The sequence below is a fragment of the Kitasatospora sp. NPDC057595 genome, from assembly GCF_042800875.1.
Classification (GTDB): Bacteria; Actinomycetota; Actinomycetes; order Streptomycetales; family Streptomycetaceae; genus Kitasatospora.
In genome coordinates, this window is record NZ_JBHVGL010000042.1 from 1 (window position 1) to 14,651 (window position 14,651).

Below are 14,651 nucleotides of genomic sequence, written 5' to 3' on the forward strand. Positions count from 1 at the left end.
GCGTCGGGCCGGACGGCCGGGCCGCGGCGGGGGCGGCCGGTGCCGGAGCGGCGGCCGCGGGGGTCGGACGGGGACCGGGGGCCGCGGGGCGCGGACCCGGGGTCGGGGCACCCGGCTTGGGTGCACCCGCGGCCGAACCGGCCGCGGGCTGGGGCGCCGCGGGCTTCCGCGGGCCCGGCTTGGCAGCGGAACCACCGGTGGGGGCCACACCAAGCGCGTCAGTCAACTTGCGTACGACCGGCGCCTCGATCGTCGAGGACGCCGAACGGACGAACTCACCCAGCTCGGTGAGCTTGGCCATGACGGCCTTGCTCTCCAAACCGAGCTCCTTGGCGAGTTCGTAAACCCGGACCTTAGCCACTTCACTCCTGTCTATGAGTCCGGGGGTCTCGTCCGCCGGACTGTCGCTACTTCATGGGCGTACCCATCGCGTACTCATCGCGTACTCATCGAGTGCTCATCGCAATCTCGACCTACTTCCACATCGCGAGGTACCTGACTGGTGGCACGGCGTACGGCTGCCCGTGTGCCGTGCTTGTTGCGGTGGTTCTCCGCCGCGCGAGCGGCGGCCGTCACGGGGAGCTGTCGCTCACCCGCTCCTCGATGTACTCGCGGAGCCGCCCGGTGTCGAGCGCGCCCTGGAGCCGGAAGGCCCGGGGGAACGCCCGTCGGCGGACCGCGAGGTCGAGGCAGGCCGGTTCGGGGTGCAGGTGTGCGCCCCGGCCCGGCAGTGCGCCACGGGGATCGGGGACGCAGACGCCCTCGACCGCCGTGACACGCAACAGCTGGTGCTTGGCCGCTCGCTTGCGGCAGCCCACGCAGGTGCGTTCCGGGCGTGCTCGGACGTGCGTCCGGCCAGACGAAGGCAAGTCTACCCCTCCGAAGGGACATGGCGCCGCCCCGCCGATCCCGGAGGGAGCGGCGGGGGCACTCGGACAACAACGACTACGGGGTCGCGGATTCCTGCTCGCCACCCTCGGTGTCCGGCCGGATGTCGATCCGCCACCCGGTGAGCCGGGCCGCGAGACGGGCGTTCTGCCCCTCCTTGCCGATCGCCAGCGACAGCTGGTAGTCCGGCACGATCACCCGCGCGGAGCGCTGGGCGGCGTCGACGATCTCCACGCTGGTCACCCGGGCGGGGGACAGCGCGGCGGCGACCATCTCGCGCGGGTCCTCCGACCAGTCGACGATGTCGATCTTCTCGCCGTGCAGCTCGCCCATCACCGCGCGCACCCGGGAGCCCATCGGACCGATGCAGGCGCCCTTGGCGTTCAGCCCCTGGCGGCGCGACCAGACCGCGATCTTGGTCCGGTGGCCGGCCTCACGGGCGATCGCCGCGATCTCCACGCTGCCGTCCGCGATCTCCGGGACCTCCAGCGCGAACAGCTTCTTCACCAGGTTCGGGTGGGTGCGCGACAGCGTCACCGACGCGCCGCGCACACCCCGGCGCACGGCCACGACGTAGCACTTCAGCCGGGTGCCGTGGCGGTAGTCCTCGCCCGGGACCTGCTCCTGCGGCGGGAGGATGGCCTCCAGCTTGCCGATGTCGACCAGCACGTTCTTCGGGTCGTTGCCCTGCTGGACGACACCGGTGACGATGTCGCCCTCCTTGCCCGCGTACTCGCCGAAGGTCTGGTCGTCGGCGGCGTCACGCAGCCGCTGCATCATCACCTGCATGCCGATGCTGGAGGCGATCCGGCCGAAACCGCTCGGGGTGTCGTCGAACTCCTTCGGCTCGACACCCTCCTCCAGCTCCGACGCGTCCTCGGTCGCCCAGACCGTCACGTGGCCGGTCTTGCGGTCCAGCTCGACCCGGGCGCGGCGGCGCGAGCCCTCGGTGCGGTGGTACGCGGTGAGGAGGGCCGACTCGATCGACTCGACCACGAGGCCGAAGGGGATGTTCTTCTCGCTGACCAGCGTGCGCAGGGCACTCATGTCGATGTCCACGGCTACGCCTCCTCGTCTTTCGTCACGTTCATCATGGTGCGGTCGGTGCGCAGGTCGTCACTCCGCACCGTCGTCCCCCTCGTCGAGCAGCAGCTCGTCGTCCTTGCGGTTGAACTCCACCTGGACCCGGGCCCGGGCGACCTCGCCGTACTCCAGCCGGCGCTCCTTGGGCCGGCCACGGCCCTTGACCGGCTGCACCTCGACCAGCGCGCCGTCCTCGTCCGCCTCCAGCACCCGGGCGACGATCTCCCCGCCGTCCACCAGGTGGATCTTGGCCAGCCGGCCCTCGGCGCGGATCCAGTGCCGCGGCACGCTCAGCGGACGCTCCGCGCCCGGCGAGCCGACCTCCAGGACGTACGCCCCGGAACCCATCACGTCCGACTCGTCCAGGGCCTCGCCGACCACCCGGCTGAACTCGGCGATGGTGTCCAGGTCCACGCCGCCGTCGGCGTCCACGTCGATCTGCACCTGGCGGCGGCTGCCCGCCTGGGTGACCTTGACGTCCTCCAGGTCCAGGCCCGCCTGCGCGGCCAGCGGCTCCAGCAACGCGCGCAGCCGGTCGATGTGGGTGGTGCTCATCCGGGTGGACTCCTCGGCCGCGTCTGCTGTTGTCGGAAGGTCGCCCCGCACCCCCGGCGCCGGTACGGCGCGCGGCCGGGTCGCGGCAGCTCGGCCCAAAGCCTAGCCGGTGAACCCCCCAACCACCGATTCCGGCCCCGACCCCGCCGCGCCCGGTGCGAGCAAGCTCACACCCCTCACCGACAACTCGATCGGCCCCCACAGACGTAAGGATTCTGTAATCATTCACGCCAACGAGGGCAGGCGGGCAGGCCGTCCTCCCGTACACGCCCCGGAGTGACACCCATGCAGCCGCGCAGCCGACGGACCTTCCTCACCCTCGGACTGCTCGTCACCGCCGGCACAGTCCTCACCGCCTGCACCGAGCCCCACGACGACACCCCGGCCGGCGCCGCCCGCCGCCCCGACCCGGACGAGCCGATCCGGCTGCGCGCCGTCGCCGCCACCGACACCCTCCTGGCCGGCTACGACGCCCTCCTCCCCCAGGCCCCCCAGCTCCAGCCGCTGCGCGCCGAGGTCGCCCAGCACCGCGCCGCCCTCCAGCCCACCACCACCGCACCCCCCACGGTCACCGCCCCGCCCAGCACCGCCCCCACCACCCTCACCGCCCTGGCCGCCCTCGAACACCAGACCGCCCAGTCCCGCCTCGCCGACCTGGGTGCCGCCTCCCCGCAGCTGGCCCGTCTGCTGGCCTCCGTCTCCACCGCCGGCGTGCTGCACGCCGTGGCCCTCGGCGACCCCGGCACCACCGCCCCCGCCGCCGCCCCTTCCCCCTCGCCCGACCCGGCCACCGCCTTCCAGGACGCCCTGAGCGCCGAACACGCCGCCGTCTACGGCTACGGCGTGGTCGGCGCCCGTCTCACCGACGACCAGCAGCGCACCGACGCCCGCACCACCCTGGCCGCCCACCAGTCCCGCCGCGACGCCTGGCAGCGCCTCCTCACCACCAGCGGCGCCACCCCCACCGCCGCGGCCGCCGGCTACCAGCTCCCTTTCCCGGTCACCGACGCCCCAGCCGCCACCCGCCTCGCCGCCCACCTGGAAACCCGCCTCACCACCGTCTACGCCGACCTGGTCGCCGCCGCCCCCGCCCCCCACCGCCCCCTCGCCGCCGACGCCCTCCGCGACTCCGCCCTCCGCGCCCGCCACTGGGGCGCCACCCCCACCCCCTTCCCCGGCCTCCCCAGCACCCCCACCCCCAGCATCACCCCCTGACCGGGCACGCGAGCCAAGCCGCGCGCCCGCAAAGAGTCACCCGCACCACCCCACCCACCCCCACCAGGGTCGGCAGTCGGAAAATCATCCAGCCCCCGGAGCGGCCACCCCCGGAGCCGACCCCGCACCCACCCTCCCGGGAGCCCCACCGCGCACCCCCACCCCGCACACCCCCACCCCGCGCCGCCACCCCACCCCATCCCTCTCATAACGGACAATGAACCCGTACCACCCCAGGGGACCCGCGACCGGAAGGCCACCATGTCGGCACCAGCACCAGGGCAGAGCACCGTCCCCGACTGGCTCACCCGCAGCATCACCGCCGCCCACCCCGCCGAGGCGACCAGCTGGCTGGCCGAACTGCCCACCCTCGTCTCCGCCCAGCTCACCCGTCTCGGCGTCACCCTGGACCGCGTCCTGGACCCCGGCGGCACCCTCAGCCTGGTCGCCTACGTCCACCGCGACGACGACCTCACCCCGGCCGCCCTCAAGGTCTCCCTCCGCACCCCGGAAACTGCCCACGAGCCCGAAGCCCTCACCACCTGGGCCGGCCGCGGCGCCGTCCTCCTCCTCGACGCCCACCGCACCCCCACCAGCAGCGTGCTCCTCCTGGAGCGCCTGCACGGCGAGATCCCGCTCCGCTCCCTCGCCGAACCCAAGGCCATGCTGGAAGCCACCAGCCTCCTCCACCGCCTCTGGCTCCCCCTCCCCGTCTCCCACCCCCACCACAAGCTCCCGACCACCCCCACCACGCTCCCCGGCGGACTCCCCGCCCTCCCCGACGAAGCCACCCCCCTCCTCACCGAGGCCAGGGAAACCGCCGCCTCCCTCACCGCCTCCGCCACCGAGGAGTTCCTCCTCCACGGCGACTTCCACCACGGCAACGTCCTCGCCGCCGACCGCGCCCCCTGGCTGGCGATCGCCCCCCGCCCCCTGGTCGGCGAACGCGCCTACGACCTGGCCCGCCTCGCCCTGGACCGCGCGGACACGCTCGTCGGCTCCCCCGGCCTCCCTGCCGCCCTCCGCCGCCGTCTGCACCAACTCGCCGACGCCCTGGACGTCGACCGCGACCGCCTCCGCGGCTGGACCCTGGTCCGCGCCGTCGACCTCGCCCTGACCGCCCTCGCCGCCGGCCGCCGCCCCGAGGCCGAGCTCTACCTGGAGTTCGCCGGCGCGCTCTGAGCCGGCCCGGCCCCACCGGCCTCCCGCAACGGCAACGGCGCCCCCATCACCGCGTACCGCCGCTCCGTGTTCGGGAAGTGCACGGCCCGCGCGAGGTCCCGGTACCCCAGGGACCGGTAGAGCCGCCGGGCCGGCGTCTCGGCGTCGATCGCGGAGAGGATGCTGCGGTCCATCCCGGAGAGCCCGGTCAGCGTGCGGATCAGCGCCGAGCCGACCCCCCGCCCCTGGTACTCCGGCAGCACGTGCAGCTCGGTGACCGCGAAGACTCCGTCCAGCCAGTCCCCGTAGCCCCGGGCGACCAGATAGGGCTCGATCACCGTGCTCCACCAGTGCTCCCGGTGGTTGGGCATCCCGTACCCGAACCCCACCAACCGCCCCCGCCCGGCCGTCCCCCCGCCCCCGCTGAACGCCCCGAGCGCGATCACCCCCGGCTGCTGCGCGTGCCGCCCGACGATGTGCAGCCGGACCATGACCTCCTCCGGCGTGAGCCCGAACGCCACCGCCTGGACCTCAAGGGCCTGCGGAGCCCACACCGCAAGGTCGATGGCCTCGACCGTCACACCCGTCAGCCGCTCCATGCCCGATCCCCGCCCCTCAGAACAGCACGCTCATGAACGCCCCGACCTCCCGGAACCCCACCCGCCGGTACGCCGCCCGCGCCCGCAGGTTGTAGTCGTTGACGTACAGCGAGACCACCGGCGCCACCTCCCGCAGCGCGATGTCCAGCACCGCCGCCATCCCGATCTCGGAGAGCCCCTTCCCCCGGTGCTCGGGCGCCACCCACACCCCCTGGATCTGACAGGCCCCCGCCGTGACGGCCCCGATCTCGGCTTTGAACACCACCTCCCCCGCCTCCCCGAACCGGGCGAACGAGCGCCCGGTGGAGACGAGTTCGGCGACCCGGGCCTGGTAGAGCAGCCCCCCGTCGCCGGCCAGCGGCGAGACCCCTACCTCCTCGGTGAACATCGCCACACAGGCCGGCATCAGGGTCTCGATCTCATTGCGCCGTACCCGCCGCACCAGCGGATCCGGCGAGATCTCCGCGGACGGCACGCTCGTCGACATCAGCGGCTGGTGCGCCCGCACCTCCCGGGCCGCCCCCCAGCTGCGCTCCAGCAGCGCCCACAGCGCCGACGTGGGCCCGGCCGGGCCCACGATGGAGGAACAGCGCCGCCCCTGTCTGCGGGCGCGCTCGGCGAAGGCCTGGACCGCCGGCGGCCCGGCGTTCACCAGGACCAGGTTGGCGCCCGCGTAGCAGAGCGCGTCGAGTTCGCCGTGCTCGTCGTACCAGCCCCACATCTCGCCGCCGAGCCGCCAGGGGTCGAGGCCGACGGCCTCCACCCGGGTGGCCACGAAGGCGTTGGCGACCGGGTCGCGGTGGAGGACGGCGAGCGCGTCGGCGAGGTCCGGCGGTTCCAGCACGCGGGTGGTCGCCAGGGCGCGCGCGGCCTGGAACGAGCTGGGGAGCATCACACCTCGATCGAGCATCGAGACAGCACCTTACTGAGACGACTCTGGCCGCACCCTACTCCGTGCCCCCACCCGGATACGGCCGCGGGGCCGCCCGCGCACGGACGGCCCCGCTTCCGGAAGACTTTCGGACGACCCGGCACCCCCGGTACCGGGCCGGGTCACTCGCCGGCGGTGACGGTCGGCGCGCCGGACTCGGCGCCCTCGGCCTCCATCTGCTCGGCGATCTTGAACGCCTCCTCGATCAGGGTCTCCACGATCTTGGACTCGGGGACGGTCTTGATGACCTCGCCCTTGACGAAGATCTGGCCCTTGCCGTTGCCGGAGGCGACACCGAGGTCGGCCTCGCGGGCCTCACCCGGACCGTTGACGACGCAGCCCATGACGGCGACGCGCAGCGGCACGTTCATGCCCTCCAGGCCCGCCGTGACCTCCTCGGCGAGCTTGTAGACGTCGACCTGGGCGCGGCCGCAGGACGGGCAGGAGACGATCTCCAGACCGCGCTGGCGCAGGCCCAGCGACTCCAGGATCTGGTTGCCGACCTTGATCTCCTCGGCCGGCGGGGCGGACAGCGAGACCCGGATGGTGTCGCCGATGCCCTCGGCGAGCAGCGCGCCGAAGGCGACCGCGGACTTGATGGTGCCCTGGAAGGCCGGACCGGCCTCGGTGACTCCGAGGTGCAGCGGGTAGTCACAGGCGGCGGCGAGCTGGCGGTAGGCGTTGATCATCACGACCGGGTCGTTGTGCTTGACCGAGATCTTGATGTCGCGGAAGTCGTGCTCCTCGAAGAGCGAGCACTCCCAGAGCGCGGACTCGACCAGCGCCTCGGGGGTGGCCCGGCCGTACTTCTCCAGCAGGCGCTTGTCGAGCGAGCCGGCGTTGACGCCGATCCGGATCGGCACACCGGCGTCCTTGGCGGCCTTGGCGATCTCGCCGACCTTGTCGTCGAAGGCCTTGATGTTGCCCGGGTTGACGCGGACAGCGGCGCAGCCGGCGTCGATGGCCGCGAAGACGTACTTCGGCTGGAAGTGGATGTCGGCGATCACCGGGATCTGCGACTTCTTGGCGATGATCGGCAGTGCGTCGGCGTCGTCCTGGGAGGGGACGGCGACCCGCACGATCTGGCAGCCGGACGCGGTGAGCTCCGCGATCTGCTGCAGCGTGGCGTTGATGTCCGAAGTCACCGTGGTCGTCATGGACTGCACCGAGACGGGGGCGTCGCCGCCGACCGGCACGTTGCCGACCATGATCTGACGGGAGACACGGCGCTTGGCGAGCGGCTTGAGCGGCAGAGACGGAATACCGAGCGAGATCGCGGTCATGTGCGCAGGGTTCCCCGGGGTTGAGGTGTGGTCGGTCCGGCCGCTGGGACGGCCGAGCCCGGACGCGCCGACGATCGCACGCCCGGGCTCCAACGGTACGGCACGGCAACGGGCGCCCGCGCACCCACCGGCCCCGTCCCAGGGCCTGTCGTCGAACTCCCGCCTGCCGGGCAACGCCGGGGCATGCACTCCGCCGGCCTCCGGCCGGGAGCTGCCCCCACCTCCGCCTTGCGGTGCACGCACCCCGACGCCGGCCGGCCCGCCCTTCGGGCGGACGACGGGAGTTCGACGACAGGCGCTAGCTGATCTTGACGGGGTTCACCAGGTCGGCCACCAGCACCAGCAGGGTGAAGCCGATGAACACACTGGCCACGACGTAGGCGAGCGGCATCAGCCGGGCCACGTCGAACGGGCCGGGGTCGGGACGGCGGAAGAGGGCGGCGAAGCGGCGGCGCACCGACTCCCAGACCGCGCCCGCGATGTGGCCGCCGTCCAGCGGCAGCAGCGGCAGCATGTTGAAGAGGAACAGCGAGAGGTTGATCCCGGCGAGCAGGTTGACGAAGTAGGCGACCCGCTGGCTGCCCGGGATGTCCAGCGCGAACACCTCGCCGCTGACCCGGGCGGCGCCGACCATGCCGATCGGCGAGTCGACCTCGCGCGGGGTGCCGTCCACCACCGAGTGCCACAGGCCCGGGATCTTGCCGGGCAGCGCGGCGAGCGACTTCACGCCGTTCTGCGCCATGTCGTACATCCGGTCGACGGACTGCCCGAAGCCGAGCTGGACCACGCCGCTGGTCGGGGTGAAGCCGAGGAAGCCGGCCCGCACCGTCTCGCCCTTGACCGGCACGCCGTTGTCGTCGTACTTCTGCACGTCGTTGACGGCGATGGTCGGGGTGAGGGTGAGCTGCTGCCCGCCGCGCTCGACCACCACCTCGACCGTCTTGCCGGCCGACTTGCGGATGTCGCCCTGGAGCTGCTCGTAGGTGGTGATCCGGTCGCCGTCGAAGGAGACCACCTTGTCGCCCGGCTTCAGACCGGCCTGGAAGGCGGGCGCCATGGGCGCGTCCGCCGGGCAGGTGTCGGTCGGCTGACCGGCCTTGACCACGCACTCCGAGACGGTGCCGATGGTCGGCACCGACATCGGGACGCCGAAGCCCATCATCACCGTCAGGAAGAGCCCGAAGGAGAGGATCAGGTTCATGAACGGCCCGGCGAACATGACGATCACGCGCTTCCAGGGCTTGCGCGTGTAGAAGAGCCGGTTCTCGTCGCCCTCCTTGACCTCCTCGTAGGAGGCCTCCCTGGCGTCCTCGATCATGGTCCGCCAGGGCGAGGTGGAGCGCTGGGTGATCCGCCCGTCCGCGCCGGGCGGGAACATCCCGATCATCCGGATGTACCCGCCCAGCGGGACGGCCTTGAGGCCGTACTCGGTCTCGCCCTTCTTCCGCGACCAGACCGTCGGTCCGAAGCCGACCATGTACTGCGGCACCCGGATGCCGAACAGCTTGGCCGTGGAGAGGTGGCCGAGCTCGTGCCAGGCGATCGAAACGAGCAGTCCCAGTACGAAGACCAGGATGCCGACCACCGTCATCACCGTTGCCACCGCTGCTCCTCCGTCATGCCACTCCGCTCATCCTGTCGTCGTACCGGTCGTCCGGCGGCGCCGTCCGGGCGGTCCCGGATCAGCCCCCGGCCAGCTCGCGGGCCCGGGCGCGCGCCCAGTCCTCCGCGTGCAGGACGTCCTCGACCGTCAGCGAAGTTCCCGCCACCGGCGTGCCGTGCTCCGCCACGACCTTCGCCACAGTGTCCACGATCCCGGTGAAGGCGAGGCGTCCGTTCAGGAAGGCGTCCACGCACTCCTCGTTGGCCGCGTTGAACACCGCCGGGGCGGTGCCGCCCAGCGTGCCGACCTCGCGGGCCAGCTCGACCGCCGGGAAGGCGTCGTCGTCCAGCGGGAAGAACTCCCAGGTCGCCGCCTTGGTCCAGTCGCAGGCCGGAGCCGCGTCCGGCACCCGGTCCGGCCAGCCCAGGCCCAGCGCGATCGGCATCCGCATGTCCGGCGGGCTCGCCTGCGCCAGCGTGGAACCGTCGATGAACTCCACCATCGAGTGGACGACCGACTGCGGATGGACCACGACCTCGATCCGGTCGAACGGCACGTCGTACAGCAGGTGCGCCTCGATCACCTCCAGGCCCTTGTTCACCAGGGTGGCCGAGTTGATCGTGACGACCGGGCCCATCGCCCAGGTCGGGTGCGCCAGCGCCTCGGCCGGGGTGACGCCCGCCAGCTCGGCGCGGCCGCGGTTGCGGAACGGGCCGCCGCTCGCCGTCACCACCAGCTTGCGGACCTCCGCCCGGGTGCCGCCGGCCAGCGCCTGGAACAGCGCGGCGTGCTCCGAGTCCACCGGCACGATCTGCCCCGGCTTCGCGGCCGCCTTCACCAGCGGACCGCCGACGATCAGCGACTCCTTGTTGGCCAGCACCAGCACCCGGCCGGCCCGCAGCGCCGCCAGCGTCGGGCGCAGGCCGATCGAGCCGGTGATGCCGTTCAGCACCGAGTGGCACTCCATCGCCGCCAGCTCGGTCGCCGCGTCCGGGCCGACCAGCACGGCCGGCAGCGCACGGCCCGCCGCCTTCGCCGCCAGCGCCTCGCGCAGCGCCGGCTCGGCCGCCGGATCGGCCACCGCCACGGTGTGCACGCCCAGCCGCAGCGCCTGCTCGGCGAGCAGCTCCACCCGGCCGCCGGCCGCCGACAGGGCCACCACCCGGAACCGGTCCGGGTTGCGCAGGACCACGTCGATGGCCTGGGTGCCGATCGAACCGGTGGAGCCGAGGATCACCAGCTCCCGGGGGCCGGAGGGGGTGTTCACCTCGGGGGTGAACCGCAGCTGCGGGTGGGCGAGCGAAGTCATGCGCCCATTGTGTCCTGCCCGGCTCCCCGCCCGGCACCACGGGACCGTTCCCGGGGGCGGCGGACCCGCCCCCGGGCTACCGTCGGAGCCATGCGCATCGTCATCGCCGGGGGCCACGGCCAGATCGCCCGCCGCCTGGAACGGCTGCTCGCCGACCGCGGCGACCGCCCCGCCGGGATCATCCGCCGCCCCGAACAGGCCGACGACCTCGTCGCGGCCGGGGCCGAACCGCTGCTGCTCGACCTGGAGACGGCCGCCGCGGCCGAACTCGCCCCGCTGCTCGACGGCGCCGACGCCGTGGTGTTCGCGGCCGGGGCCGGACCGGGCAGCGGCGCCGCCCGCAAGCTCACCGTCGACCGGGACGCGGCCGTGCTGCTCGCCGACGCCGCCGTGTCGGCGGGCGTGCGCCGCTACCTCCTGGTCTCCTCGATGGGCGCCGACGCCCGGGCCCGGTACCCGTCCGACGAGGTCTTCGAGACCTATCTGAGGGCCAAGGGCGCCGCCGAGGACGCCGTCCGGGCCCGCGGCGCGCTGGACTGGACGGTGCTGCGCCCCGGGCGTCTCACCGACGGCCCGGGCACCGGCCGGGTCCGGCTCGCACCGAGCGTGCCGCGCGGCTCCGTCGACCGGCAGGACGTCGCCGCCGTGCTCGCCGCGCTGCTGCACGAGCCCGGCACCGCCGGGCAGACCCTGGAGCTGACCGGCGGCGACGCCACCGTGGCCGAGGCCGTCGCGGCAGCCGGCGGCCACGCCTGACCGCGTCCGGCCCTGTCGTGCCCCCGTGCATGCGCGAGGGCCCGGCCGCACACGGCGGCCGGGCCCTCGCTCACGTCACCTTCAGAGGGCGAGGCCGGTGAGGACCAGGACCTTCTCGACGGTGTAGTCGTCCATCGCGTAGCGGACGCCCTCGCGGCCGACGCCGGAGTCCTTGACGCCGCCGTACGGCATCTGGTCGGCGCGGTAGGACGGCGCGTCGCCGATGATCACACCGCCGACCTCCAGCTCCTGGTGGGCGCGGAAGGCGGTCTGCAGGTCGTGCGTGAACACGCCCGCCTGCAGGCCGAACAGCGAGTCGTTGACGGCGGCGAAGGCCTCGTCCACGCCGTCCACCTTGTGCAGCGACAGGACCGGGCCGAACACCTCGGAGGTGGCCAGGATCGCGTCGGCCGGCAGCTCGGCCAGCACGGTCGGGGCGTAGGTCGCGCCCTCGCGGGTGCCGCCGGTGAGCAGCTTCGCGCCCTTGGCGACCGCGTCGTCCACCCAGGACTCCACCCGCTTGGCGGCGTTCTCGTCGACCAGCGGACCGACGTCCGTCGCGTCGTCGTTCGGGTCACCGGTGACCTGGGCCCGCACCTTGGCGACGACCTTCTCGGCCAGCGCGTCGTACACCGACGCGTCGGCGATCACCCGCTGCACCGAGATGCAGGACTGGCCGCCCTGGTAGTTGGCGAACATCGCGATCCGGGTGGCCGCCCACTCCAGGTCCGCCTCGGAGGACCAGTCGGCGAGCACCACGGCCGCCGCGTTGCCGCCCAGCTCCAGGGTGGTGTGCTTGCGCGGCACCGAGTCCATGATCTGGTAGCCGACCTTGTCCGAACCGGTGAAGGAGATCACCGGCAGACGCGGGTCCTGCACCAGGGCCGGCATCCGGTCGTTCGGCACCGGCAGGACGCTCCACGAACCGGCCGGCAGCTCGGTCTCGGCGAGGATCTCGCCCAGCACCATGGCCGACAGCGGGGTGGCCGGGGCCGGCTTGAGGATGATCGGGGCGCCGACCGCGATCGCGGGGGCGATCTTGTGGGCGACCAGGTTCAGCGGGAAGTTGAACGGGGCGATGCCCAGCACCACGCCGCGCGGGAAGCGGCGCACCACCGCGAAGCGGCCCGTGCCGCCCGGGTCGGTGTCCAGGCGCATGGTCTCGCCGTTGGTCCGGCGGGCCTCCTCGGCCGCCCAGCGGAACACCGAGACGGCGCGGCCGATCTCACCGCGGGCCCACTTGATCGGCTTGCCGTTCTCGGCGGTGATCAGCTGGGCGAGCTCCTCGGTGCGCTCGGTCAGCCGCCGCGCCACGTGGTCCAGAGCGGCGGTGCGCACGTGCGCAGGGGTCGCGGCGAACACCGGCAGCGCGGCGACGGCGGCCTCCAGGGCCTCCTCGACCTGCGCCTCGGTGGGGATGCTCACCTTGCCGACCAGGCGGCCGTCCCAGCTGTTGTGCACCTCGAAGTCGGCGTCGCCGCTCGCCCGGCGGCCGGCCAGCCAGAAATCGTACGTGGTGGTCACCGTGGTACCGGCCCTCTCCTCGTCGTCCTCACGACCCCACGGACGTGGAGCCAGAACCGAGGGTAGGACGGGCGACGCGCCGACCGGATTGGACACCGAGTAGCGTTCGCCCCCGCGGCCACTCCACCGCGTCCAGCCCCGCCCGGCCCCACCGCGCGCCGCTCACTCCTCGCCGGAGCGCAACGCCAGCCAGAGCTCCATCCGGACGTCGGTGTCGTCCAGCGACCGCCCCAGCAGCTCCTCCACCCGCCGCATCCGGTACCGCAGCGTGTGCCGGTGCACCCCGAGGTCGGCCGCCGCCGCGTCCCACTGCCCGTGCCGCGACAGCCACGCCCGCAGCGAGGCCACCAGATCGCCGCGCGCCGTACGGTCGTGCTCCCGCAGCGGCCGCAGCAGGCCCTCCGCGAAGGCCGTCACGGCGTCCTCGCCGAGCAGCGGCAGCAGCGAGCCCGCGCCGACCTCCTCGTGGTCCACCGAACGACGCCCGCCGCGCAGCGCCACCGCCAGCGCCCGCTCGGCCTGCGCGTGCGCCGTCCCGGCGTCCTCCAGCGCGGCCGGCGCCGACACACCCAGCGACAGGCCCTCGTGCTCCTCCACCGCGCCCAGGCACGCCCGGTGCACCGCGCCGTTGTCCAGCGCCAGCACCATCAGCCGCGCCCCGTGCGCGCCGTCCTCCCGTGCCACCAGCAGCTTCTCGCCGACCCGCGACCCGGCCTGCTCGGCCCGGTCGCCCAGCTCGCCCAGTGCCTCCCCGGCGTCCGCCCCCTGCGGCGCCCCGGCCACCAGCACCCGGACGGTTCCCTCCGGCAGCCCCCCGAACAGACCCGCCGCCACCTGCCGCGCCGTCGCCACCTCACCGGCCAGCACCATCCGCAGCAGCGCGGCGCCCATCTTCTCCTCGGCCTGCCGCAGCTCACGCGACCGCTCCAGGGTCAGCGTCAGCAGCGCCACCGCCGCGTTCAGCACGTACCGCTCGGTCGGCGTGATCCGGTCCTCGGTACCCACCGCCAGGAAACCCCGGGCCCGCCGGTCCGCCCCCAGCGACTGGACCACCACGTAGTCCTCGTCCGCCGTGTCTATCCCCGGCGCGCGGCCCTGCAGCGCCGCGCTCGACGGCGCCGGCCGCCGCCGCAGCCGGTCCACCTCCGCCGCCAGCCGCCCGGCCCGGCGCGCCGCCCAGTCCGGCGCCACCACCGACAGCGCGCCCGACCCGTCGTACAGCGCCGCCCAGCCGCCCAGCCGGGCCGCCAGCCGCCGGACCACCGCCGTCGTACCGTCCTTGCCCAGCGCCGCCCGGGTCAGCTCCTCCTGCGCCTCGAAGCTGGTCGTCACCGCCTCGTACTGCTCGGCGGCCAGCGCCGCCGACACCACCTTGCTGATCGCGATGAACGGCGTCGGCTCCGGCACCCGCAGCAGCGGCAGCCCGCGCTGCGCCGCGGCGTCCACCAGCGGCTGCGGCACCTCGGTGTGCGACAGGCCCACCCCCAGCCCGAGCCCGACCACCCCCGCGTCGGCCAGCCGGTGCACGTACGCCTGCAACTGGGCGGCGGTACGGCCGAGCTTGATCCCGGTGGTGAGCAGCAGCTCACCACCCTCCAGGAACGGCGTCGGGTCGTCCAGTTCGCTGGTGTGCACCCAACGGACCGGCCGCTCCAGGTGGTCCGCACCGGCGAGGACCGTCAGATGGAGCGAGGTGTTGCGGACGACGGAGGCAAGTGTGGGGGGCATGGCACCTTCGAGGGAA

General features: G+C 73.7%; 14 protein-coding genes. 3 read left to right on the forward strand and 11 right to left on the reverse strand.

Translation table 11 applies throughout. The annotated features are described in order from the left end of the window. From ACFU9E_RS34420 to rimP, 4 genes are all read right to left on the reverse strand, one after another. Positions 1-361 (reverse strand): translation initiation factor IF-2 N-terminal domain-containing protein (locus ACFU9E_RS34420; protein ID WP_380715647.1); only part of this gene is annotated, 361 nt, incomplete at its 3' end. A 211-nt stretch (positions 362-572) separates the two neighbouring features. After that, a complete protein-coding gene (locus ACFU9E_RS34425) occupies positions 573-818 on the reverse strand; it encodes a YlxR family protein (protein ID WP_380684911.1) in 246 nt (81 codons plus the stop codon). Between the two features lie 127 nt (positions 819-945). Next, entirely contained in the window at positions 946-1,947 is a 1,002-nt protein-coding gene (gene nusA / locus ACFU9E_RS34430) for a transcription termination factor NusA (protein WP_355372137.1), read from the reverse strand. A 57-nt stretch (positions 1,948-2,004) separates the two neighbouring features. After that, positions 2,005-2,526 (reverse strand): ribosome maturation factor RimP, encoded by a 522-nt coding sequence (gene rimP, locus ACFU9E_RS34435; protein WP_380684910.1) that lies wholly within the window; start codon positions 2,524-2,526, stop codon positions 2,005-2,007. 285 nt (positions 2,527-2,811) lie between these two features. On the opposite strand from rimP, the gene ACFU9E_RS34440 reads away from it, so the two are divergent. Then, complete coding sequence (locus tag ACFU9E_RS34440; protein WP_380684909.1) at positions 2,812-3,741, forward strand: ferritin-like domain-containing protein; 930 nt, start codon at positions 2,812-2,814, stop codon at positions 3,739-3,741. Between the two features lie 261 nt (positions 3,742-4,002). Then, positions 4,003-4,923, forward strand: coding sequence for an aminoglycoside phosphotransferase family protein (locus ACFU9E_RS34445; RefSeq protein WP_380684908.1), 921 nt, complete (start codon positions 4,003-4,005; stop codon positions 4,921-4,923). On the opposite strand, the gene ACFU9E_RS34450 is transcribed toward ACFU9E_RS34445, so the two are convergent. The 5 genes from ACFU9E_RS34450 to dxr all read right to left on the reverse strand — a co-directional run bounded on the left by ACFU9E_RS34450 (position 4,896) and on the right by dxr (position 10,627). Then, positions 4,896-5,501, reverse strand: a complete 606-nt coding sequence (locus ACFU9E_RS34450; protein WP_380684907.1) for a GNAT family N-acetyltransferase — start codon at positions 5,499-5,501, stop codon at positions 4,896-4,898. The two genes, ACFU9E_RS34445 and ACFU9E_RS34450, sit on opposite strands and share 28 nt — an antisense overlap. Before the next feature lie 16 nt (positions 5,502-5,517). Then, positions 5,518-6,393: a GNAT family N-acetyltransferase gene (locus ACFU9E_RS34455; protein ID WP_380684913.1), complete on the reverse strand. Its 876-nt coding sequence runs from the start codon at positions 6,391-6,393 to the stop codon at positions 5,518-5,520. 161 nt (positions 6,394-6,554) lie between these two features. Beyond that, complete coding sequence (ispG, locus tag ACFU9E_RS34460) at positions 6,555-7,715, reverse strand: flavodoxin-dependent (E)-4-hydroxy-3-methylbut-2-enyl-diphosphate synthase (RefSeq protein WP_355372150.1); 1,161 nt, start codon at positions 7,713-7,715, stop codon at positions 6,555-6,557. 298 nt (positions 7,716-8,013) lie between these two features. After that, the gene (locus ACFU9E_RS34465; RefSeq protein WP_380684906.1) at positions 8,014-9,318 is read right to left on the reverse strand and encodes a M50 family metallopeptidase; all 1,305 of its coding nucleotides are present in this window, start codon (positions 9,316-9,318) and stop codon (positions 8,014-8,016) included. Positions 9,319-9,397: 79 nt separating this feature from the next. Beyond that, entirely contained in the window at positions 9,398-10,627 is a 1,230-nt protein-coding gene (gene dxr, locus ACFU9E_RS34470; RefSeq protein ID WP_380684905.1) for a 1-deoxy-D-xylulose-5-phosphate reductoisomerase, read from the reverse strand. 90 nt (positions 10,628-10,717) lie between these two features. On the opposite strand from dxr, the gene ACFU9E_RS34475 reads away from it, so the two are divergent. After that, on the forward strand, positions 10,718-11,383 hold the full coding sequence (locus ACFU9E_RS34475) for an NAD(P)H-binding protein (RefSeq protein ID WP_380684904.1): 666 nt from the start codon (positions 10,718-10,720) through the stop codon (positions 11,381-11,383). Positions 11,384-11,464: 81 nt separating this feature from the next. Here ACFU9E_RS34475 and ACFU9E_RS34480 read toward each other — a convergent pair whose 3' ends face one another. Then, entirely contained in the window at positions 11,465-12,907 is a 1,443-nt protein-coding gene (locus ACFU9E_RS34480; protein ID WP_380687255.1) for an aldehyde dehydrogenase family protein, read from the reverse strand. Between the two features lie 162 nt (positions 12,908-13,069). Further along, a complete protein-coding gene (locus tag ACFU9E_RS34485) occupies positions 13,070-14,635 on the reverse strand; it encodes a PucR family transcriptional regulator (protein ID WP_380687257.1) in 1,566 nt (521 codons plus the stop codon). Positions 14,636-14,651: the final 16 nt, after the last annotated feature.

What these genes read in the sequence shown, in the direction of transcription:
- ACFU9E_RS34450 (WP_380684907.1), bottom strand. Translation starts at nt 5,501, where the DNA reads ATGGAGCGGCTGACGGGTGTGACGGTCGAGGCCATCGACCTTGCGGTG.
- ACFU9E_RS34475 (WP_380684904.1), top strand. Translation starts at nt 10,718, where the DNA reads ATGCGCATCGTCATCGCCGGGGGCCACGGCCAGATCGCCCGCCGCCTG.
- rimP (WP_380684910.1), bottom strand. Translation starts at nt 2,526, where the DNA reads ATGAGCACCACCCACATCGACCGGCTGCGCGCGTTGCTGGAGCCGCTG.
- ACFU9E_RS34485 (WP_380687257.1), bottom strand. Translation starts at nt 14,635, where the DNA reads ATGCCCCCCACACTTGCCTCCGTCGTCCGCAACACCTCGCTCCATCTG.
- dxr (WP_380684905.1), bottom strand. Translation starts at nt 10,627, where the DNA reads ATGACTTCGCTCGCCCACCCGCAGCTGCGGTTCACCCCCGAGGTGAAC.
- ACFU9E_RS34440 (WP_380684909.1), top strand. Translation starts at nt 2,812, where the DNA reads ATGCAGCCGCGCAGCCGACGGACCTTCCTCACCCTCGGACTGCTCGTC.
- ACFU9E_RS34455 (WP_380684913.1), bottom strand. Translation starts at nt 6,393, where the DNA reads ATGCTCCCCAGCTCGTTCCAGGCCGCGCGCGCCCTGGCGACCACCCGC.
- ispG (WP_355372150.1), bottom strand. Translation starts at nt 7,715, where the DNA reads ATGACCGCGATCTCGCTCGGTATTCCGTCTCTGCCGCTCAAGCCGCTC.
- ACFU9E_RS34445 (WP_380684908.1), top strand. Translation starts at nt 4,003, where the DNA reads ATGTCGGCACCAGCACCAGGGCAGAGCACCGTCCCCGACTGGCTCACC.